The sequence below is a fragment of the Eudoraea sp. genome (assembly GCF_039969275.1).
Taxonomy (GTDB): Bacteria; Bacteroidota; Bacteroidia; order Flavobacteriales; family Flavobacteriaceae; genus Eudoraea.
In genome coordinates this window covers 76,604-98,252 of sequence record NZ_JBDVOC010000013.1, presented here as the reverse complement: position 1 = coordinate 98,252, position 21,649 = coordinate 76,604, and the positions used below count along the sequence as shown (strand labels likewise).

Annotated in this window: 16 protein-coding genes; 14 read left to right on the top strand and 2 right to left on the bottom strand. The window is 37.2% G+C overall.

The genetic code is table 11. The features are described from left to right. Nucleotides 1-14 precede the first annotated feature (14 nt). Together gldN and ABJH90_RS11740 are read left to right on the top strand one after the other, a co-directional pair. Nucleotides 15-917 (top strand): gliding motility protein GldN, encoded by a 903-nt coding sequence (gene gldN / locus ABJH90_RS11745; RefSeq protein ID WP_348143425.1) that lies wholly within the window; start codon nucleotides 15-17, stop codon nucleotides 915-917. A gap of 79 nt (nucleotides 918-996) precedes the next feature. Continuing rightward, nucleotides 997-2,052 (top strand): FAD-binding oxidoreductase, encoded by a 1,056-nt coding sequence (locus ABJH90_RS11740; RefSeq protein WP_348143423.1) that lies wholly within the window; start codon nucleotides 997-999, stop codon nucleotides 2,050-2,052. Here the strand turns inward: ABJH90_RS11740 and ABJH90_RS11735 are convergent. Beyond that, a complete protein-coding gene (locus tag ABJH90_RS11735; RefSeq protein WP_348143420.1) occupies nucleotides 2,049-2,435 on the bottom strand; it encodes a DUF983 domain-containing protein in 387 nt (128 codons plus the stop codon). The two genes, ABJH90_RS11740 and ABJH90_RS11735, sit on opposite strands and share 4 nt — an antisense overlap. Before the next feature lie 63 nt (nucleotides 2,436-2,498). Between ABJH90_RS11735 and ABJH90_RS11730 the strand changes: the two genes are divergently transcribed. The 7 genes from ABJH90_RS11730 to ABJH90_RS11700 all read left to right on the top strand — a co-directional run bounded on the left by ABJH90_RS11730 (nucleotide 2,499) and on the right by ABJH90_RS11700 (nucleotide 12,121). Next, on the top strand, nucleotides 2,499-4,421 hold the full coding sequence (locus ABJH90_RS11730) for an ABC-F family ATP-binding cassette domain-containing protein (RefSeq protein ID WP_348143417.1): 1,923 nt from the start codon (nucleotides 2,499-2,501) through the stop codon (nucleotides 4,419-4,421). A gap of 177 nt (nucleotides 4,422-4,598) precedes the next feature. After that, on the top strand, nucleotides 4,599-5,477 hold the full coding sequence (locus tag ABJH90_RS11725; protein WP_348143414.1) for a hypothetical protein: 879 nt from the start codon (nucleotides 4,599-4,601) through the stop codon (nucleotides 5,475-5,477). A 151-nt stretch (nucleotides 5,478-5,628) separates the two neighbouring features. Continuing rightward, nucleotides 5,629-6,093 carry a MarR family transcriptional regulator gene (locus ABJH90_RS11720; RefSeq protein WP_348143412.1) on the top strand — a complete coding sequence of 155 codons (465 nt, stop codon included), beginning with the start codon at nucleotides 5,629-5,631 and terminating at the stop codon, nucleotides 6,091-6,093. Nucleotides 6,094-6,103: 10 nt separating this feature from the next. After that, nucleotides 6,104-7,237, top strand: a complete 1,134-nt coding sequence (locus tag ABJH90_RS11715; protein ID WP_348143410.1) for an HlyD family efflux transporter periplasmic adaptor subunit — start codon at nucleotides 6,104-6,106, stop codon at nucleotides 7,235-7,237. Further along, nucleotides 7,234-10,536 (top strand): efflux RND transporter permease subunit, encoded by a 3,303-nt coding sequence (locus ABJH90_RS11710; protein WP_348143407.1) that lies wholly within the window; start codon nucleotides 7,234-7,236, stop codon nucleotides 10,534-10,536. The genes ABJH90_RS11715 and ABJH90_RS11710 overlap by 4 nt, the downstream gene beginning before the upstream one ends. After that, nucleotides 10,533-11,879, top strand: a complete 1,347-nt coding sequence (locus ABJH90_RS11705; protein WP_348143404.1) for a TolC family protein — start codon at nucleotides 10,533-10,535, stop codon at nucleotides 11,877-11,879. Before ABJH90_RS11710 ends, ABJH90_RS11705 begins: the two co-directional genes overlap by 4 nt. 56 nt (nucleotides 11,880-11,935) lie before the next feature. Further along, the gene (locus tag ABJH90_RS11700) at nucleotides 11,936-12,121 is read left to right on the top strand and encodes a CPXCG motif-containing cysteine-rich protein (protein ID WP_348143401.1); all 186 of its coding nucleotides are present in this window, start codon (nucleotides 11,936-11,938) and stop codon (nucleotides 12,119-12,121) included. Nucleotides 12,122-12,243: 122 nt separating this feature from the next. Here the strand turns inward: ABJH90_RS11700 and ABJH90_RS11695 are convergent, their stop codons facing one another. Further along, a complete protein-coding gene (locus ABJH90_RS11695) occupies nucleotides 12,244-13,050 on the bottom strand; it encodes a hypothetical protein (RefSeq protein WP_348143398.1) in 807 nt (268 codons plus the stop codon). A gap of 334 nt (nucleotides 13,051-13,384) precedes the next feature. Here ABJH90_RS11695 and ABJH90_RS11690 point away from each other — a divergent pair, with 334 nt between their 5' ends. From ABJH90_RS11690 to ABJH90_RS11670, 5 genes are all read left to right on the top strand, one after another. Next, entirely contained in the window at nucleotides 13,385-15,010 is a 1,626-nt protein-coding gene (locus tag ABJH90_RS11690) for a sodium:solute symporter (protein ID WP_348143397.1), read from the top strand. Nucleotides 15,011-15,071: 61 nt separating this feature from the next. Next, complete coding sequence (locus tag ABJH90_RS11685) at nucleotides 15,072-16,559, top strand: sulfatase (RefSeq protein WP_348143394.1); 1,488 nt, start codon at nucleotides 15,072-15,074, stop codon at nucleotides 16,557-16,559. 106 nt (nucleotides 16,560-16,665) lie between these two features. After that, complete coding sequence (locus ABJH90_RS11680; RefSeq protein ID WP_348143392.1) at nucleotides 16,666-18,102, top strand: arylsulfatase; 1,437 nt, start codon at nucleotides 16,666-16,668, stop codon at nucleotides 18,100-18,102. Between the two features lie 148 nt (nucleotides 18,103-18,250). Further along, nucleotides 18,251-20,059 (top strand): arylsulfatase, encoded by a 1,809-nt coding sequence (locus ABJH90_RS11675; RefSeq protein ID WP_348143389.1) that lies wholly within the window; start codon nucleotides 18,251-18,253, stop codon nucleotides 20,057-20,059. A 10-nt stretch (nucleotides 20,060-20,069) separates the two neighbouring features. Then, entirely contained in the window at nucleotides 20,070-21,599 is a 1,530-nt protein-coding gene (locus ABJH90_RS11670; protein WP_348143386.1) for a sulfatase-like hydrolase/transferase, read from the top strand. The last annotated feature ends 50 nt before the right edge of the window (nucleotides 21,600-21,649 follow it).

The window sequence follows — 21,649 nt, the reverse complement described above, 5'->3', positions numbered from 1 at the left end:
TAAATTATAATTTTATGAATTGGAAGAATGTTTTAATTGCTGGAGCTGTAGCGCTACTACCTATATCCATGATGGCACAGGCTAATATTTTAAATGCCAAGTTGCCTGATGAAATTGGGAAGAAGACAGAAGCGCAAATAGCGGCGGATAATGACGCTCCGCTGCCATACGGCTACGTGGATGACAGGGATATCCTTTGGTCTAAGACCGTATGGGAGATAGTTGATCTTGATGAAAGAGTGAATTTCCCCCTGTACTATCCGCTTGATACCATAGATATTGGTTCCGACAGAAGGTCGTTATATGATGTTTTTATGAAAAACATTAAAAACGGTAAACTTACTGACGTATATGTGGATTCCTATTTTACTGAAAAAAGAAATTTCAGTGATCTGGAAGCTACTTTGAAAAAAGTAGATACCACAGATCTCGGATATGAGCAAATCAATGCCGGTGAGCAACTTTCCCCCGAATATGTTAACCAGAGGGAACTTACTGCTGCGGATATTGAAGAATATCGCATCAAAGGGATATGGTATTTTGACAAGCGGCAAGGCGAATTAAAGTATCGACTGCTGGGGATTGCCCCGGTAGCGCCCGATGTAAACTTTGTAGATGATGAATCTATGGATCCCAATGAGAATAAAGTTGAACTTTTTTGGGTATGGTATCCTAGTGCCAGAGAGATATTACATGATGCTAAGGTTTTTAACCAACAAAACTCAGCCCAGCCAATATCCTTTGATATGTTATTGAATGCCAGACGTTTTAACGGTCTTATCTATAGAGAGGACAACGTTCAGGGCGATCGTATAATTAATGATTATATAGCAGACAATGCGCTATTCCAGTTGCTTGAAGCAGATCGTATTAAGGAAACTATACGAGACAGGGAACAGGATATGTGGGCATATTAGAAGCAAGCGTTAAATTCCAATTCAGATATAAATTAAAAAACGCTGCACCATTTGGTGCGGCGTTTTTTAATTTTACACTATGGTAGATTACTTAATAGTAGGTCTTGGACTGGCCGGGATCGCATTTTGTGAAAGGCTTGAAGAGCATGGTAAAACCTTCATAGTGATCAATGATGACTCTCAAACATCATCGAATATTGCAGGAGGCTTGTATAATCCGGTAATTTTAAAAAGATTTAGCCTTGCCTGGAAAGCTAATGAACAACTAAATCTGGCTCAGAAATTTTATAAAAGCTTAGAGGATAAATTAGGCGTACCTCTGGATCACAAAGTGACGGTTTTAAGAATATTTGCATCTGTAGAAGAGCAAAACCTTTGGTTTGAGGCAGCTGATAAGCAAAAATTACAGCCATACCTTTCTACAAAATTACTCCTTAATAATAATCCATGTCTGGATGCCCAATACGGCTTTGGGGAGGTCTTACATACGGGAAGAGTAGATACGAAGAAGTTGGTGAAAGCATATTCCCGATATTTATCCAAAAAAAAGTTATTATATGAGGAAACTTTCAACTTTGACGATTTAAAGATGGGAACGTCTGGTGTTTCCTATAGATCAAATAATGCCAAAAAAATTGTTTTTGCTACAGGGTTTGGACTAAAGAGGAATAAGTATTTTAATTATTTACCACTCAACGGAACAAAAGGAGAGCTCTTAACTATAAAGGCCCCGCTTCTTAAGGAAGAGAGGGTCATTAAATCTTCAGTTTTTATTATTCCTGTGGGTAATGATCTTTACAGAATAGGAGCCACCTACAAATGGAAGGATAAAAGTAATGAACCCACCTCAGAGGCCAGATCAGAACTCCTTACAAAGCTTGAGACCTTTTTAAACTGTGATTATAAAATAGTGAATCATGTTGCCGGAATAAGGCCTACAGTGGCTGATAGGAGGCCTTTGGTGGGTAAACACCCTGTTCTCGATCATATTTACATATTAAATGGTTTTGGATCAAGAGGTGTCTTGATTGCCCCTTATGCTTCAAGCCAGTTATATGAATATATAGAGAAGGGTGGGTCCATAGACCCCGAAATGGACATCACTAGATATGAAAAAGCGTATATTAAAGTTTAATCTATACGAACACTTCCAGGATCGTATTTTATAAAGATGTTTATCCAAATATTTCGGGAAAGCCTGATAATAACAGGTAAAAAGACTACCATAGTAATCACTATTGCAATAAATGTATTTAGTAAACTCGTGCCAATTATTAAAAAAGCAATAACAAAGGCCGCTACTGCAAATGCTATTCCAACGGCATAACTAACGTACATTGCCCCGTAGAAAAAGGAAGGCTCAATTTTATACTTGGTATTGCAGTGAGAACAACGTGCCTGCATTTTAAAAAGAGAACCCAGATGATAAGGATTTGGATCTGTAAACATACTTTCCTGATGACACCTTGGACAACTTCCTGTTAAAATACTGTAGAGTTTGTTTCCTTTTTTTAACATTTGCAAAAGTTTAGGCAAAACTACGGTTTTGCAAAGTTTCTAATTGTAACACCAAGCACAAAAATGCTAAATATTCATAATCTTTCTGTTTCTTTTGGAGGAGAATACCTGTTTAAAGAAATCGCGTTTAGATTAAATGCGGGGGATAGGGTTGGGCTTATTGGAAAAAATGGTGCAGGGAAATCTACCTTGCTTAAACTGCTTTCTAAGGAAATGGACCCAGATTCAGGTACATTGGCCACAGAAAAAGATATAAAAATAGGCTGTTTAAAACAGGATCTTGATTTTGAACATGGCAGATCTGTTCTCGAAGAGGCCTATGAAGCTTTTACGGAAATAAAAGTATTAGAACTCAAATTGGAGCAAATAAATTTGCAATTAGGGGAAAGAACGGATTACGAGAGCGAGCTTTACAATCAATTAATTATAGACCTGAATGACTTAACTCATCAATATGAAGTTCATGGAGGGTACAATTATCAGGGACAGACGGAAAGAATTCTTATAGGTCTTGGTTTTAAAAGGGAAGATTTTGATAAAAGTACAGATACATTTTCCGGTGGATGGCGGATGCGTATAGAATTAGCTAAATTACTCCTACAAAATAATGATGTTCTTTTATTAGATGAACCTACCAACCATTTGGATATTGATTCTATACTTTGGCTGGAGCAATTTCTGCTTAATTATCCCGGTGCACTGGTGATAGTTTCTCATGATAGAATGTTTTTGGATAATGTTACAAATAGAACAATAGAAATATCCCTTGGAAGAATTTATGATTACAACAAACCATATTCTAAATATTTAGAGCTACGGGAAGAAATAAAAGCACAACAACTAAGTGCCCAAAAAAACCAGGAAAGAGAAATCCAACAAACAGAGCGCTTAATAGACAAATTCCGGGCCAAGGCCTCAAAAGCTACTATGGCTCAATCACTTATAAAGAAACTGGATAGAATGGAACGCATTGAGGTTGATCAGGATGACCTTAGTGCTATGAAATTAAGATTTCCAATTTCCGTAACTCCCGGGAAAGTGATATTTGAAATGGAAGAACTTTCCAAAAGTTATGGTAATAAGGAGGTTTTAAACGGAGTAGATATAATTTTGGAAAGGGATAGCAAAACAGCTTTTGTGGGCCAGAATGGCCAAGGTAAAACAACCTTGGCCAAGATTCTTGTAGGGGAATTGGAGTATCAGGGAAGACTAAAATCCGGCCATAATGTTGAGATAGGTTATTTCGCCCAAAATCAAATGGAATATCTGGATGGTAATAAAACCATACTTGACACTATGATTGATGCTGCCAATGAGAAGAATAGGAGCAAAGTAAGGGATATATTAGGATCTTTTCTCTTTAGTGGAGACGATGTAGATAAATATGTCAAAGTTTTATCTGGTGGGGAAAGGAACAGATTGGCTTTGGCTAAAATGTTGCTGCAACCCTTTAATGTTCTTGTTATGGATGAGCCAACAAATCATCTCGATATCAAATCTAAACATATTTTAAAAGAGGCATTGAAACAGTTCGAAGGCACATTGATTGTGGTTTCACACGACCGGGATTTTTTGCAGGGACTTACCAATAAAGTGTATGAGTTTAAGGAAAAAAGAATAAAAGAGTATTTAGGGGACATCAATTATTTTCTTGATCAGCGGAAAGTTGATGATTTCCGGGAAATTGAAAAGAAGCAAAAAGATCAGAAAAAGAAAGAAAAACGCAATAACAAACCTTCAGATTATGAAGGTCAGAAAAGATTAAAGTCCCTAAAGAATAAGTTAAGTACTATTGAAAGTAACATAGCCGGTTTAGAAGAGGAGATCGCTAAAATAGATCACAACCTGCTTATGGATTATGATACTACAATTGCCATTCCGGATTTTTTCGACACTTATCAGGCTAAAAAAAATAAGCTGGAGGAGTTGATGGTAAAGTGGGAAAACACCACTTTAGAGCTTGAAAACAGTACAACGGGGGAATAAAATGCAGGGCTGATTTTTTTTCACAACAGAAAATAGGCCTTTCACAACAAAAACGTGCACTTCATCGATAATATAGGTTGTTTATCTACATTAATTAGTATTTTTGTAAGGTAATTCTTTAGTAAATCAATGTTTTTATTTAATTAAAGCTACAAGAATTTCTTAAAGTCCCATCTAATGAAAAAACTGCTGCTTGTTCTGGTTCTTTTAATAACGGCAAATCAGGTGATTAATGCAAAGGTTAGTAAAGCTGAAAAAATGGCTTTAATAGATCTTTATGAAAGCACTAATGGAACTTCCTGGTTAAAGCAATGGGTTCTGGACCAGCCGGTATCAGAATGGTACGGGGTTAAGGTTGAAGGAAATCATGTGGTGGAGATAAATTTATTTCGCAATAATCTATCAGGTACTATTCCTGAGAGCGTTGGCAACTTGAATCACTTACGAATTCTTAATCTGGCATTTAATACGCTGAGTGGAGAATTGCCTAGTACTATTACACAGCTGCAAAGCCTGGAGGTTCTAAAAATAGAGATGAACAGGTTTAAAGGAAATCTTCCGGAAGAGATAGGTAACATGGAAAATTTATTAGAGCTTACCGCTTTTAATAATTTTTTCTCCGGTGCTATTCCAAATAGTATAGGGAATATAGTGAACCTGCGGGTACTCAATCTTTCCAGTAATAATTTTGTTGGCCATATACCAGATTCAATAGGAAATCTTACAAGACTTGAGAGTCTGGGACTCTTTGAGAATACTTTGGATGGTGATATCCCACGAAACCTGGGACAACTGGTTTTGCTCAAGGAACTTGTACTTGCAAATAATCAATTAGGCGGGGAGATTCCTGCAGAATTTGGTCAGTTGGCTAGTCTTAAAGTGTTACAAATTCAGAATAACAAATTTAATTCATATAAAAACCTTGAACTTATGGACACCAGGGAGTTTCTGGTTTTTGATTATGATAAAGGGGATGTAAAATTAGATTTCAAGGATGTCAATTTTTCTAAAACCCGCATGGCAGATACAAAATTTGAAGATGATAATGAAAATTAGTAGTTAACTTGTACTTTAGTTAGTTAGGCGAAGGGATGCGGTAAGCATCCCTTTTTGTTTTAAGATAAGTTGAAAAAATTGAACAAATATTATGAATACTTTAACATTGGTTGCATATGCAACTAATAAGATTTAACGTTATATTTGCGGTATGAATAATACAGACATATTAGTAGATTTTGATAAATCCGTAGGGCGTTGGATCGGCAGTACTGCTAAGATGCTTGATAATTATTTACATGAAGCTTTTCAAAGAGAAGGACTTGATCTTAGTAAGGAGCAAATGGTAGTTCTTAAAAAATTGCATGAAAATGACGGCCTTATTCAAAATGAATTGGCCTTTCTAACGTTAAGGGATAAATCTTCCCTTGCAAGATTACTGGCCAAAATGGAACGTAAAAACTATATAACCAGAGAACAGGATGATTTCGATAAACGGGTAAACCGGGTTTTTCTTACTGAAACGGGTAGAATCACATTTAGACAAACCAGACCTATAATAGTTGTTCTAAAGAAAATCATGGAAAAGAATATTAAAGAAGAAGAGATATTTCAACTTATAAACACCCTGGAGCGCATTCAACATAATATAAGCTCTGCAGAGGCTCAAATTTAACCGTAAAGGAATGAGAAAATTAATTTTATCAATATTAGGAATCTTAATTATAATAGCCTCATTTTTCTTGGCTCAGCAAATTATTAACAGTAAATCCAGACCAAAGGCGAAAGTAGAAAAAGTAGTAAAAACTGTTTTCACAGAAACTGTTGCCAACGGGACGGTTCCTATTATTGTCCCTGCAAATGGCAATTTAAGGGCAAAAAGGAGGGTTGAACTCTATGCTGAAGTTCAGGGAGTATTCCAAAGAGCGAATAAACTGTTTAAAGCAGGGCAACCTTATAGTCAAGGTGAAACTATTATCAAAATTGATGCATCCGAATATTATGCCAGTGTGCAGTCTTCCAAAAGTAATTTATACAATTTAATTACATCTATTATGCCCGATCTTCGCCTGGATTACCCTGAAGTATTTCCCAAGTGGCAGGCTTACTTGAGCGGATTTGACCTGGATAGGACCACACCACCTCTTCCGGAAATGACAACCGAAAAAGAAAAATTCTTTATTTCCGGACGTGGAATTCTTACTAATTATTACAGTGTTAAAAACCAGGAACAGCGTCTTAAAAAATATCGCATTTCGGCTCCGTTTACGGGTATACTTACTGAAGCTCTTGTTACTGAGGGCTCGCTGGTGAGATCAGGACAGAAACTGGGAGAATTTATAAATACGGATATTTATGAATTGGAGGTTTCAATTAGTAAAACCTACAGTGACCTTTTAAAAATAGGCGAAGAAGTGGAATTGGTAAATTTGGATCAAAATAAAACTTACAAAGGAGTTGTTGCCCGTATTAATGGAAATGTAGATCAGGCTACCCAAACAATAAAGGCCTACATTGATGTAAGAAATAAGGACCTTAAAGAAGGCATGTATCTGGAGGCCAATTTAAATGCCAAACAAGAATCTGACGCCATTGAAATAGATAGAAGTCTTCTGTTAGAGAATAATCAAATTTTTGTGGTTAAAGATTCAGTCCTTGATCTTATTGATGTTAAACCAGTTTATTTTTCGAATAAAAAAGTGGTTTTGAAAGAAGTTCCGGAAGGGACAACGATAGTTACAAGACCAGTGGTAGGAGCTTATGCCGGAATGTTGGTAAAAAAATATAAAGGAGAAACTGCCAAAAACATAAACCAATGAGAAGAATAATTGAATACTTTATTAAGTATCATGTGGCAGTGAATGTTATTATTCTGGCCATATTCGTATTTGGAATTGTAGGCGCATTATCCTTAAAGTCATCTTTTTTTCCACTGGCCGATTCAAAAAACATTCTTATTACGATTACCTATCCCGGCGCTTCCCCTTTGGAAGTTGAAGAAGGAATTGTATTAAAAATTGAAGATAATCTAAAAGGATTAGAAGGAGTAGAACGAGTTACTTCCACTTCCACAGAAAATAGCGGCAGGATAAATGTGGAAATTGAGAAGGGAAGGGATGTTGATTTCATGCTTTTGCAGGTAAAGAATGCTGTAGATAGGGTGCCCTCTTTTCCCACCGGAATGGAACCATTAGTAGTTTCCAAATTAGAACCGGTTAGACCAACTATAAGTTTTGCGATTAGTGGAAAAAATATTCCTCTTGCCACTTTAAAACAAATTGCCCGTCAGATTGAAAACGACATTCGAGGTATTGATGGGATCTCGCAAATAAGTATTTCAGGCTACCCGAAGGAAGAAATTGAAATAGCTGTAAACGAGAATAATTTACTGGCTTATGAAATGTCTTTTACAGATGTAGCACAAGCGGTAGCAAATGCTAATATTCTGGTTACCGGGGGAAATATTAAAACCAATGCCGAAGAATATTTGATTAGGGCCAATAATAGGTCTTATTATGGAGATGAACTTTCAAATTTGATAATTAGAGCCGATGCGGCCGGTCAGACCGTACGCTTAAAGGATGTCGCAATTGTAAGAGACCGGTTTTCAGAATCACCCAATGCTGCTTACTTTAATGGAGATTTATCTGTAACCACAACGATAACAAGCACTAATACTGAAGATCTTATTTCATCTGCTGAAAAAGTAATAAATTATATTGAAGATTTTAATCAGAAATATAATAATGTACAGTTAAATGTTGTTCGTGACCTTTCTGTAACACTCAATCAACGGACAGAATTACTTACCAAAAATGCCATTATGGGGATGATTTTGGTTTTGCTATTTCTTTCTGTTTTTCTAAATACACGTTTGGCTTTTTGGGTAGCCTTTGGCCTACCCGTTGCTTTTTTTGCCATGTTTATTTTCGCCGGGTTCTTTGACGTTACTATTAATATCCTCTCTTTATTTGGAATGATAATAGTTATAGGAATCCTGGTTGATGATGGTATTGTAATTGCTGAAAATATTTACCAGCATTATGAGAAAGGTAAATCGCCCATTCAGGCGGCACTTGAAGGTACCCTGGAGGTAATTCCGCCTATAGTTACAGCAATTGTAACCACAATTTTGGCCTTTTCTATTTTTCTTTTTCTGGACGGTCGAATTGGAGAATTTTTTGCAGAGGTCTCTGTTATTGTCATTATAACACTATTAGTTTCTTTAGTTGAAGCTTTAATAATTTTGCCCGCTCACCTTGCACATTCCAAGGCCTTGCAACGGCAGGATCCAAATCCTAAGACAGGTATAGCCAAAATTTTTGCAAGATTAAAGATTATAAATAAGTGGGGAGATGACGTAATGTCCTGGTTTAGGGACAAGGCCTATACTCCAACACTTGCTTTTGCAATGCGTTATAAATTATTAACTTTTTCCTTTTTTGTATTTGCACTTATTCTCACCTTCGGATCTATTGGAGGAGGTATAATACGAATGACTTTTTTCCCAAATACGGCCAGTGATCAGGTTCGGGTAGAGTTGCTTATGCCAAATGGAACTAATGAGCGTGTAACGGATTCCATAATTTCATTTATCGAAGAAAAGGCCGAAATAGTCAATCAGGAACTTACGGAACAATATCTTAAGGGCACAGGCAAGGTACTTTATAAAAATGTTATTAGAAATGTGGGCCCCGGTTCTTCGGCAGCTACCCTTTCTATTAACTTATTACCAGGTGAGGAACGACCCAATCAGATAACATCAGATGTGGTATCTAATCGATTAAGAGAATTAGTGGGACCTGTAATTGGAGTGGAAAGTCTAATATATGGTTCCGGTAGAAATTTCGGAGGAGACCCTGTATCTGTATCCTTATTGGGCAATAATATTCAGGAATTAAAAGGAGCAAAAGATGAGTTAAAAAACGCAATGCTAAATAATCCCGCTCTAAAAGATATTTCCGATAATGACCCTGCAGGTATTAAAGAAATAAAAATAGAGCTCAAGGAAAACGCCTACATGCTAGGTCTGAACTTAAGAACTGTAATGAATCAGGTGCGTGCAGGGTTTTTTGGGGCACAGGCCCAGCGGTTTCAGAGAGGTCAGGATGAGATACGGGTTTGGGTAAGATATAATCGTGAAAATAGATCTTCAATAACGGATTTGGATGAAATGCGAATCGTTACCGCAAATGGTAGTCGAATACCCTTTAAAGAAATAGCAGACTATAGTATAGAGCGTGGAGATGTGGCCGTAAATCATCTAGATGGTCAACGTGAAATACAATTATCATCAGATCTTAAAGATGCCAAAGTAGTAAGTGCCACAGATGTGATGACTGAGATACGTACAGAGATAATGCCTGAAATTCTGTCGAAATATCCAACAGTTACACCTTCATATGAAGGTCAAAACAGAGAAGCAGGTAAACTTATGGGCTCCCTTCAATTTGTAGGTCTGACTGTATTGTTTCTTATGTATTTGACCATAGCTTTTACCTTCCGAAGTTTTAGTCAACCTTTAATGCTACTATTATTAGTGCCTTTTAGTTTTACTGCAGTAGCCTGGGGACATTGGATTCACGATTTTCCAATTAACATTATTTCAATGTTGGGCATTATTGCATTAATAGGGATTATGGTAAATGATGGACTTGTTCTGATAGGCAAATTTAACAATAACCTGAGGTCCGGGATGCAATTTGATAATGCGCTTATGGAAGCAGGACGCTCTCGTTTTCGCGCTATCTTTTTAACTTCATTAACCACAATAGCAGGTCTGGCGCCTCTAATGCTGGAACAAAGCAGGCAGGCACGATTCCTAATACCTATGGCAATCTCTATTGCTTATGGAATTGCTTTTGCCACGGTTCTAACACTGATAATGTTACCTATTTTCCTCGCCTTTAGTAATAAAGTAAAAGTGAATAATAAATGGTTGTTCTCAGGAAATAAAGTACCAAAAGAACAGGTGGAGCGGGCTATAAAGGAACAACATGAAGAAGATAATCTTCATGATCAAATAGTGACAAAATTGGTAGAAGAATCAGCAAATGGACAGCCAACTTCTGAAAAAGTAGAAGACACCGTTAAAGAACTTCAAGCAAAAGATAAATGAAAAATTATATTTGGGTTATTGTGCTTTTAGTATTGAGTATTAATACTAATGCACAGGATGAAATATTGTCGAAAAGTGAGGCTATAGCAATCGCATTAGAGCAGAATTTTGGGATTAAGTTTGCTGAAAATGAGGTGGAGATAGCCGATAATAATCAGGGAGTCTTAAACACGGGGTTTTTACCAACCCTGACCGGTTCAGCTGGAGCTACTTATAACAGAGATGATTCAACAATTGAATTTCCCGGCCAGGTAGATGAAAACGGAAACTCCAGGCCGGATGTTGAAATTAATAAGGCAGAAGCACAACGTTATAATGCAGGACTTAACTTAAATTATATTCTTTTTGATGGTTTAGGGCGAAGATACAATTATAAGCGGCTTAAGGAACAGTACCAATTGACGGAATTACAGGCCAGGGAAACTATACAAAACACCATACTTCAATTGTTAAGTATCTATTTTGAAGTAGCCCGTTTATCCGAAAACGAATATGCACAAAAAGAAGCTTTGGAGGTTTCAAAAGATAGGATTAAAAGGGCTCAATACGCATTTGAGTATGGACAAAACACGCAGTTGGATGTATTAAATGCGGAAGTTGATGTTACCAATGACAGTATACTACTCCTGAATACTCAGAGATTATTGAAAAATACTAAGCGCGACTTGAATGTTGTACTAAACCAGGAGGTATCTAGTTTATTTGAAGTAGATACCTTAATCAGTTTTATTCCCATGCTGGAATTACAGGCGATGGTTGATGATGTATCCATAAATAACCTGGCCATCCTGCAAACCGAAAGGAATTTAGTAATAAATGAATACGACATCAAAGTAAGTAAATCGGGTTATTTACCGGTGATTGGCCTGACGGGTTCATATGGTTGGAATTTAAATCAGAGTGCTGCCTCCGCATTTTTTCCCGGAACCAATAATAACAATTTAAACCTATCTCTTAACGCCGGCCTCACCTGGAACCTTTTTGACGGAGGAAACACGATAAATCGAGTTCGTAATGCTAAAATAGTATATGAAAATCAGGAGTTATTAAAAAGGCAAGTTGAACTTGAGGTAGCAAGGGATATTGAGAATGCTTTGGAATCTTATGAAAATAGGTTGGCGATTTATGAAATTCAGGAGAAAGCAGTAATTACCAATCAGAATAATTTTGAACGATCAAGGGAGCAATACCAATTGGGGAGGATTACGTCAATAACTTTCAGACAGGCTCAGATTAACCTTTTAGCTGCCCAAACAACCAAAAACCTTGCAAAATACGATGCTAAATTAGCAGAATTGCAGTTATTGCAATTAACCGGCCAATTATTGAATGTAGATTTTTAATACTGTTGCTTTAATTTAAGAGAGGTCATTTATAAATTAAAATTTAGAGTTCCTCAATGTACGAACACTACTTTCAGTGCCCTTATTGCTGGGAAGAAATATCAATGCTCTTAGACCCCTCTATTACACAGCAGAATTATGTTGAAGATTGTGAAATTTGCTGTAATCCCATAGAAATTAATTCACAATTTAATAATAACAGCGAACTTGTAAGTTTCCAGGCCAATAACCTGGAACAATGATAGTATTTAAAAACCCTATTATTTGGTTTTCTTCTTTATAATCAAAGTTGTGCATACTGGTTACTAAAATTAAGTATATTTTGTGGTATCGCATAGAAAGAGCTGATGAATTAAGTCTGGAATTAAAACTGAAAACCAATTTTCATATACCAGCCTTTAACGTTTCCATTAAAAATAGCTTCATCTCTCGGAAAATCTAAATGATAAGTTCGGTAGCCTAGTGCAATCATAAAGGTTTTGGTAAATAGATATTTTGCGCTTATTATTGCTTGATATGAGTTGATATTATCTGGAAAGGGTGGCCCAAAGTCGGCATAGCCTGCAAATTCTATTTTACGATGTGGTCTATACCGCAGATTAGTCGCAATAACAGGGTCAATCCAAAATTTACTTCGATTACCATCGATGGGAACAATTCCTAATAGATTTGTTCTCAAATCAATTTTGAAATACAAAAATTTCATCCCAATCAATCCCTCAAATTCAAATTTAGGGTTTTTTATAATCCTGTATCCAACACCCAGATCACCAGCCATATATGTTAGTTTTACAATGTTATCCTGAAGTACTAATTCAAACGGCGTAATAGCTTCACTTTCCAGTATTAACGCAGAATAGTTAAACTGTGCAACTAGATGCTTATTCCTATATTGACCCGCTAGCATCAAAGCAAACTTAATGGAGTTTTTAATGTCTTTGAAACCCACATCAATGTCATATTGTGGAGGTGGTGGGATAGGATAATTTGCCGGTTGGGGTGGTCGATATATAGTCCCTTCCAAACCTATAAACCAGAAATAAGGACTAATTCGGAAATTCCAGTCATTCCAGAGAGAATCTAATTCCTGCTTCTCCTGACCCGATAAATTTGTGAGGGTGCTGAATAGGCAGAGTACTATAGTTAACGATTTAAATAGCTTTTTTGTCAATAATACGAAATCTGTAAAAATTACTTAAGCTCGAAAGTTTCTGAATCAAATTTAAGAATTGATTTGTATTTCCATTACAAATATGACATGATTAATATAAAAAAGTATACATGTGTCATATGATTATTCTTTCTGTGTTTAAAGGGGTCAGAACAGCTTTATTTTGAATTTTAACTCTGAAAACCTTGTTGACCGCTAAATAATATTATGTTCCTTCCCCGAATTCAGCATCAGTTTGATTTACGGGTTTTGATTATCTTAACAGCCGGAAGGTTTTATCGGAAGTGATGATTCCATCTTTGTTTTAGACAAGTATTGATTAAAAGTATTATTTATGAAAGGACTTGATTCGTTAGATTGGGTAGTTATTACGGCCTACTTCGTTATATTACTAGGAGTAGCCTGGTGGGTTATAAAGCAAAAGCAGAAGAATACAGAAGATTATTTCCTTGCCGGAAGGAATATTGGGTGGTTTATAGTTGGGGCCTCTATTTTTGCTTCTAATATTGGATCGGAACATGTGGTTGGACTTGCAGGAAATGGGGCAGGCGATAAAATGCCCTTGCTTATTTACGAATTACACGCATGGATAGTATTAATGTTGGGCTGGGTATTTCTGCCATTCTATGCCCGGAGCGGGGTATTTACCATGCCCGAATTTCTGGAAAAACGCTTTGATTCCCGATCCAGATGGGTCTTGTCTGTTGTCTCTTTAATAGCCTATATTCTAACCAAAGTTTCCGTTACTATCTATGCTGGAGGTGTGGTAGTTTCGGCATTATTAGGAATTCCTTTTTGGATTGGTGCCGTTGCTACTGTTGTACTTACGGGAGTTTACACCGTACTAGGAGGAATGCGTGCTGTGGTTTATACAGAAACAATTCAGGCAATAGTGCTGGTGCTAGGCGCGGGGATATTAACCTTTCTTGGATTGGATGCTGTTGGAGGATGGGGTGAGTTAAAGAATACTGTTGGACCTGAATATTTTAACATGTGGCGTCCTAATGCTGATCCTGATTATCCTTGGCTTCCACTTTTTATAACCAGTACAGTAGTTGGTATCTGGTATTGGTGTACAGATCAGGTAATTGTTCAGAGGGTACTTTCGGCTAAAAACATAAAAGAGGGTAGGAGAGGAAGTATATTTGGAGCACTATTAAAACTCATGCCCGTCTTTCTTTTTTTAATACCGGGAGTAATTGCCCTGGCTTTAAAAATAAAGGGCGAGCTTCACTGGGACAGCCCGGACGAGGCTTTTCCGGTACTAATGAGTAACTTAATGCCCTCTGGGTTACGTGGCTTGGTAGCAGCCGGTTTGTTGGCCGCTTTGATGAGTTCTTTAGCATCTGTTTTTAATTCCTGTTCTACCTTATTTACGCTTGATATTTATAAAAAATTAAAACCGGAAAAACCGGAAAATGAATTGGTAAAAACAGGTAGAATAGCCACTTTTATTGTTGTAGGACTTGGACTTTTATGGATTCCTATTATTACAACACTTTCTGATGGCCTCTATGAATACCTGCAAAATGTACAGGCTTATATTTCGCCACCCATAGCGGCAGTTTTCTTATTAGGGATATTTTATAAACGTATCAATGCCAATGGTGCAATTGCCACACTAGTTGGAGGTTTTTTGATTGGCTTTGGGAAACTTACCCTGGAGATCGTCAAATCAAGTTTTACTGAAGGCAGTTTTATTTATGCCATAGCCGATATAAATTGGCTGGTTTTTGGAGCTTATTTCTTTGCCATGTGCATAGGTATAGCTGTTGTTGTAAGTATGATGTACCCGGCTCCTTCCCAGGCACAACTGCAAGGTCTCACTTTCGGTACAATTAGTCCGGAACAAAGAGCAGAAAATAAAGCTAGTTATAATTGGGTCGATATTGTTACATCGGTATTGATTATTGCCATTGTGGGATATATCATGATTTCATTTAGTACTCTTGCGTTGTAGATTTATCATGCTGAATGAAATTAGTAAGATTAAAAATGAAATATTTATAAATTGACAGTAGATGCGTTCATTACTCCTGATTTTATTAATTTTTATAGTTAGCTGTAATTCAGCAAAGGACGATAAACCCAATGTAGTTCTATTTGTTGTAGATGATCTGGGTTGGACTGATTTGTCGAGTTATGGGAGCGATTTATATCAGACACCAAATGTTGATAAGCTTGCCAAAAATGGTATGCTATTTACAGATGCATATGCTACGTGTACGGTGTGTTCACCATCGAGAGCAAGTATAATGACCGGTAAATATCCGGCCCGAATCAATTGTACCGATTGGATAAGTGGACATAAAAAACCCTTTGCCAAATTGAAAATTCCGGAGTGGACCCAATATATGGCACAGGAAGAAACCACATTGGCTGAGGTATTCCAAAAGGCTGGTTACAAAACGATCCATATAGGGAAATGGCATTTGGGAAAAGAAGACAAATATTGGCCTGAATTTCAAGGATTTGACATCAATGTTGGTGGTTGGTCAATGGGTTCCCCACAAAAAAGGAATGGAGGAAATGGCTACTTCCCACCTTATTTAAACCCCCGGTTAAGTGATGGACCTGAAGGAGAATACCTTACCGAACGCTTGGGAGATGCAGCTTTGGAATTTATTGAAGAGAATAAACATGGGAAGGCACCATTTTTCATGAATTTCTGGTTTTATAACGTACATACCCCCCTGCAGGCGAAAGAGGATAAGATAGAAAAGTACGAAAAACAGGTTAAGCAAAGCGCCAATCATCAAAATCCGGTATATGCTGCCATGGTGGAACATATGGATGATGCTGTTGGTAAAGTATTAAAGAAGCTTGAGGAAAGCGGTATGCTTGAGAATACCATTGTTATTTTTACCAGTGATAATGGAGGACTTAGGGGGAATTATGAAAATAACAGGAAAAAGGTTACTTCAAATTTACCATTGCGTTCAGGAAAAGGAGATGTTTATGAAGGAGGTGTTCGGGTACCATTTATTGTTCATTGGCCCAATAATATTTTGGAAGGACAAGTTGCTAATACTCCCATAATTTCTGCAGATATTTTTCCAACAATTCTTGGATTAACAGGTATTAAGATAAAAGAGCAATCTACTGAAAATATAGATGGGATAGATTTCACACCTCTTTTAACTTCGGGGGCTGATATTCATAGGGACGCAATATACTGGCATTATCCACATTATCATTTGGAGGGAGCAAAGCCTTATAGCGCAATACGCAAAGGCGATTGGAAGCTAATTGAGATTTTTGAAAATAAGGAGCTGGAGCTTTATAACCTTAAAGAAGATATTGGTGAAAAAAACAATCTGAGATTGAGTTACCCGGAAAAGGTGGTGGAACTTCAAAATGATTTAAACACCTGGCGAAAAGATGTAAATGCACAGTTACCAAAAACTAATCCTCAGTTTATGGAAGAATATGAAAGTTCCTGGAAAGCAGGGAAATGGAGTAATATGTCAGATGAGCAATTTTTGGAACATTTAAGGAAGGCCAATTGATGCGTATAGTAATTAATTTTTATAAGAAACTTTCTAATCAAGAATTTTCAATAGCTTGTAATTGTTAAAAAGTAATCTTCAAATCGCTAATTTAAGATAGTAACCAATGAAGAAAACTGTAATATTCCTCCTGGGATCACTAATTGTATTTTCCTGCTCGGAAGTGAAGCAGAAGAAAGAATTAAAGCCCAATATCATTTATATTCTGGCAGATGATTTAGGTTATGGTGATTTGAGTTGCTATGGACAGCAAAACTTTCAAACACCCCACCTGGATAATCTTGCCCGACAAGGCATGAAGTTTACGCAGCATTATAGTGGGTCTACAGTTTGTGCACCTTCACGGTCCTGCTTAATGACCGGCTTACATACAGGACATACACCTATTAGGGGTAATAAGGAGCAAGAAATTGAGGGGCAAATGTCTTTACCCGCATCTTCTTTAACTCTTGCCGAATTACTCAAAAATGCTGGATATAAGACAGGAGCATTTGGAAAATGGGGCCTGGGGTTTATTGGGCATGAGGGAGATCCCAATAAGCAGGGATTTGATGAGTTTTATGGTTATAATTGCCAGCGAATGGCACATAGGTATTATCCGCCCTATTTATGGCAAAATGAAACAAAAGTATTTTTAAATGGAAATGATTGGACCAATACGGTTACCTATGCTCCGGATAAAATTCAGGAAGCCACCTTGCGGTTTATTGAAGAAAATAAAGACACAACATTTTTTGCATATGTACCATTGGTACTGCCTCATGCGGAATTGATTTCACCTAATGACTCTCTCTTGCAATACTTTCAAGGGAAATTTGCAGAAAAACCTTATTTGCCAACAGAACCCTATACTTCTGACTATGGTCCGAACATTATACCACAACAATATTGTTCTCAGGATTCACCTTATGCTGTTTTTGCTTCCATGGTCACTCGCCTGGATGCATATGTTGGACAAATAATAACTAAATTGGAAGAGCTTGGAATCAAAAAGAATACAATTATTATGTTCGCCAGTGATAATGGTCCTCATGAGGAAGGTGGCGCAAATCCTGATTTTTTTAATAGTGCAGGTGGCTTGCGGGGAGTTAAGCGGGATCTCTATGAAGGAGGTATTCGAACACCTATGATTGTAGTTTGGCCAGATAAAGTAAAGGCTGGATCAACATCAAATCATATTTCGGCATTTTGGGACATAATGCCAACGTGTGCTGAAATTGCCGGGGTTCAATTAAAATCGGAAACTGATGGAATCTCTTTTTTGCCGGAATTATTGGGGCAAACGGCTCAAAAAAAGCATGAATATCTCTACTGGGAATTTAGTGAAAGAGGAGGTCGACAAGCTATCCGGATGGGTGATTGGAAAGCTATAGTATACGATTTGCAAAATAATCCCAAACCCAAAATTCAGCTTTATAACCTGGCAGAAGATGAATGGGAAAATAATGATATCTCCTCCGAGCATCCCGAAATAGTCATAAAAATGACCCAATTGATGAAAAATGCCAGAACGGAATCAGAATTGTTCCCCTTGTTCCAATAAGAAAGCATATAGTATTATATTCTGTACAGATTAATTACGCAACACCTCCGAATATCCTGAATTGATTATATTTAGATAACGGGAAGGGGCTTGATCCAACCGGGGAGAATAGGATGAAAAAATTATGAATTTTTAAATCAGTATTTGATTGATTAGAAGAGCTTGTATAGGTTTATTCGCACTGCTTATCTGTTGCTGTAAGGGAAATGAAACAGATGCTATTCCTGTAACAGCCAGACCAAATGTGATTATTGTTTTTACTGATGATCAGGGCTATGGAGATTTGGGTTATCACGGGAACCCTATAATGAAAACGCCAAATCTGGATTCTTTTGCAGAAGCATCCCTGGAACTTACTAATTTCCATGTCGGGACTACTTGCGCACCAAGTCGAGCTGGACTATTAACAGGCCGAAATGCCAATAGGAATAATGCCTGGCATACTATTGCCGGATGTTCTATCCTCTCTGAGAACGAAGAGACCATTGCTGAGGTTTTTAAAAAGAACCAATATGAGACAGCAATGTTTGGTAAATGGCACCTGGGGGATAATTACCCATACCGTCCTATTGATCGGGGATTTCAAAATGCCATATACCATGGGGGTGGGGGTGTTGGTCAAACCCCGGATTATTGGAAAAATGATTATTTTGATGATACTTATTTCCGTAATGGAAAGCCTGAGAAATTCAATGGATACTGTACCGATGTGTGGTTTAATCAGGCTATCGATTTTCTGAAAGAAAGAAATAATCAGGACCCATTTTTTATGTATTTGGCATTGAATGCAGCACATAGTCCATTTAATGTGCCCGAGACTTACGCAGAAATGTATGAGAATGCGCCATTGAGTGAAGAACAAAAACGATTCTATGGGATGGTTTCCAATATTGACCATAATTTTGGAAGACTAGTTGATTATCTAAAGAAGAATAAACTTTTTGAAAATACGATATTGATTTTCACTACGGATAATGGCACAGCCAGAGGGATAGCCCATTTGAAAAATGAAGTTAAAGAATTGGGCTACAATGCGGGTTTAAGAGGAATTAAGGGAAGTCATTATGATGGGGGTCATAAAGTTCCTTTTTTTATTAGTTGGCCAAATGGGGAAATACTACAAAAAAAAGACATAAACGAACTGGTTGCTCATGTAGATATATTACCCACTTTGGCAAAGTTGTCTGGAATTAGCTGGAAGCCAAAAAATCCTTTGGATGGGACAAATGTTGCCAAAATATTAAAAGGTGATAAACAGGGGCTTGACAGAATGTTAGTAGTTGATACACAGCGCAACCAATGGCCGGTTAAAGGACGAAACAGTTGTGTTATGTCAACGCAATGGCGATTAATAGATGGAAAAGAACTTTATAATACTGTTGATGACCCCGGACAGAATATTGATCTGGCAAAAGAACACCCGGATATCGTTAAAAAAATGCAAGCCTTTTATGAGCAATGGTGGCAAAGTGTGGAAAAGGATTTTGCATACGCCGAAATACCAGTTGGCTTTCAAGAACACAATCCGGTAAAACTTACCATTCACGACCTGCATTCCAAAGAAAATCTTCCATGGAACCAAGTGTTAATCAGGAAGGGAGAATTAAATCCTGATGGCTTTTATAGTATTAAAGTAGTTAAAGACGGGACCTATCAATTTCGCCTGAGCCGTCATCCTGCTGAATCAAATTTGGCTATTAATGGAGTTGCGTCGAAAATTCCTTCAACCCTTTATACTGATGGAGCACCGGAAAGCCGATCAATAGGGGCTAATAAAGCCATAGTTGAGATTGACAATAGAAAAATGCAAGTTGATGTAAATGATGGGAAACCCTATGCATTGTTGGAGAGTAAACTCCAGAAAGGCAGTTATAAACTTAAAAGTAAATTCATTACTGTTGATGCAAAGGAAATTCCAGTGTATTATACAACCATTAAACTTATAGAACCCAATTGATAGAAATTATATGAAAAATTTAATACTGTTGGGCTTAATACTATTGCTTTCTTCATGTGTGGAGGAAAAAAAGGAGGAAAATGTACAACCCAACATTGTTTTTGTTTTCGCAGATGATTTAACCTATTCTGCAATAAATGCTTTAGGTAATAAAGAAATACAAACTCCTAACATAGATAGATTAGTAAACGCAGGTACAACTTTTAGCCACGCATATAATATGGGTGCCTGGAACGGTGCCGTTTGCTTGGCATCACGGGCAATGATGATATCTGGAAGAAGTTTATGGAATGCAGATAGCTTTAGGCAGGAATGGATAGTGGGTACAGGAACAGATAAAACATGGGGTAAACTTATGGAAGATGCAGGATACGATACCTATATGACCGGAAAATGGCATGTTGATGCCAAAGCGGATAGTGTTTTTCAGAATGTAGTTCATGTAAGGCCGGGCATGCCCAGAGATGCATGGAAAAATGATGAAATGATGGAAAATTTAGGAAAAATTAAAGGCACCAATATACCGCCTGCTAAATTCATGCCCGTTGGTTACAGCCGTCCACTAAGTGAGAAAGATTCAAGCTGGTCACCAGTGGATCCTAAGTACGGAGGCTATTGGGAAGGCGGAAAACACTGGAGTGAAGTTTTAAAGGATGATGCACTTGGTTTCATTGAGAACACTAAAAACAGTGATAAACCCTTTTTTATGTATCTCGCCTTTAATGCACCACATGACCCGAGGCAGGCTCCGCAGGAATACCTTGATAAGTATCCTTTAGAGAATATCAGTATTCCTAAAAGTTGGTTGCCTGAATATCCCTATAAAGATGGTATTGGAAATGGCCCGGATTTAAGGGATGAAGCATTGGCCCCATTTCCACGAACCGAATATGCTACAAAAACACACATTCAGGAATATTATGCTCTAATATCTCATCTGGACGATCAAATAGGGGCCATTATAAATGAACTGGAAGAAAGCGGACAAATGCAAAACACTTATGTCATTTTTACGGCGGATCATGGGTTGGCAATTGGCAGGCATGGGTTATTGGGGAAACAAAGTCAATTTGATCACAGCATAAGAGCACCTTTTATGATAATGGGACCAGATATACCAAGGGGTAAAATAAACCATTCTGACATTTATTTACAGGATGCAATGGCAACAAGTTTGGAATTGGCCGGCATTCCGAAACCAGCTTATCTGTATTTTAACAGCGTTTTGGATATGGTAAATGGAGATCAGGATAAAAGCTCCTATAAAGCAATATATGGAGCTTATGTAGACTTACAAAGAATGATACGTAAAGATGGTTTTAAACTTATAGTTTATCCAAAGCTGGAGAAGGTTTTATTATTTGACATGGAGCAGGACCCTGAGGAAATGAATGATCTTTCCGAATTAGAGGAGTATCATACAAAGGTTAATGATCTTTTTGAAGATTTATTAATCCTGCAAGAAGAAATGAATGATACTTTGGATATCAGTTATATAAGAAAAAAATTGGTTTTACCAGAAACTGAAGGTATACAGTAAAGTAGTGTTATACATGAATTTTTCATGTAAAAAATTAGTAAGCAATAAAA

Excerpts from the sequence above, each read along its gene's own strand:
- ABJH90_RS11735 (WP_348143420.1), bottom strand. The coding sequence starts at position 2,435 with ATGTTAAAAAAAGGAAACAAACTCTACAGTATTTTAACAGGAAGTTGT.
- ABJH90_RS11720 (WP_348143412.1), top strand. The coding sequence starts at position 5,629 with ATGAATAATACAGACATATTAGTAGATTTTGATAAATCCGTAGGGCGT.
- ABJH90_RS11740 (WP_348143423.1), top strand. The coding sequence starts at position 997 with ATGGTAGATTACTTAATAGTAGGTCTTGGACTGGCCGGGATCGCATTT.
- ABJH90_RS11710 (WP_348143407.1), top strand. The coding sequence starts at position 7,234 with ATGAGAAGAATAATTGAATACTTTATTAAGTATCATGTGGCAGTGAAT.
- ABJH90_RS11705 (WP_348143404.1), top strand. The coding sequence starts at position 10,533 with ATGAAAAATTATATTTGGGTTATTGTGCTTTTAGTATTGAGTATTAAT.
- ABJH90_RS11670 (WP_348143386.1), top strand. The coding sequence starts at position 20,070 with ATGAAAAATTTAATACTGTTGGGCTTAATACTATTGCTTTCTTCATGT.
- ABJH90_RS11725 (WP_348143414.1), top strand. The coding sequence starts at position 4,599 with ATGAAAAAACTGCTGCTTGTTCTGGTTCTTTTAATAACGGCAAATCAG.
- ABJH90_RS11685 (WP_348143394.1), top strand. The coding sequence starts at position 15,072 with ATGCGTTCATTACTCCTGATTTTATTAATTTTTATAGTTAGCTGTAAT.
- ABJH90_RS11680 (WP_348143392.1), top strand. The coding sequence starts at position 16,666 with ATGAAGAAAACTGTAATATTCCTCCTGGGATCACTAATTGTATTTTCC.
- ABJH90_RS11715 (WP_348143410.1), top strand. The coding sequence starts at position 6,104 with ATGAGAAAATTAATTTTATCAATATTAGGAATCTTAATTATAATAGCC.
- ABJH90_RS11730 (WP_348143417.1), top strand. The coding sequence starts at position 2,499 with ATGCTAAATATTCATAATCTTTCTGTTTCTTTTGGAGGAGAATACCTG.
- ABJH90_RS11700 (WP_348143401.1), top strand. The coding sequence starts at position 11,936 with ATGTACGAACACTACTTTCAGTGCCCTTATTGCTGGGAAGAAATATCA.
- gldN (WP_348143425.1), top strand. The coding sequence starts at position 15 with ATGAATTGGAAGAATGTTTTAATTGCTGGAGCTGTAGCGCTACTACCT.
- ABJH90_RS11690 (WP_348143397.1), top strand. The coding sequence starts at position 13,385 with ATGAAAGGACTTGATTCGTTAGATTGGGTAGTTATTACGGCCTACTTC.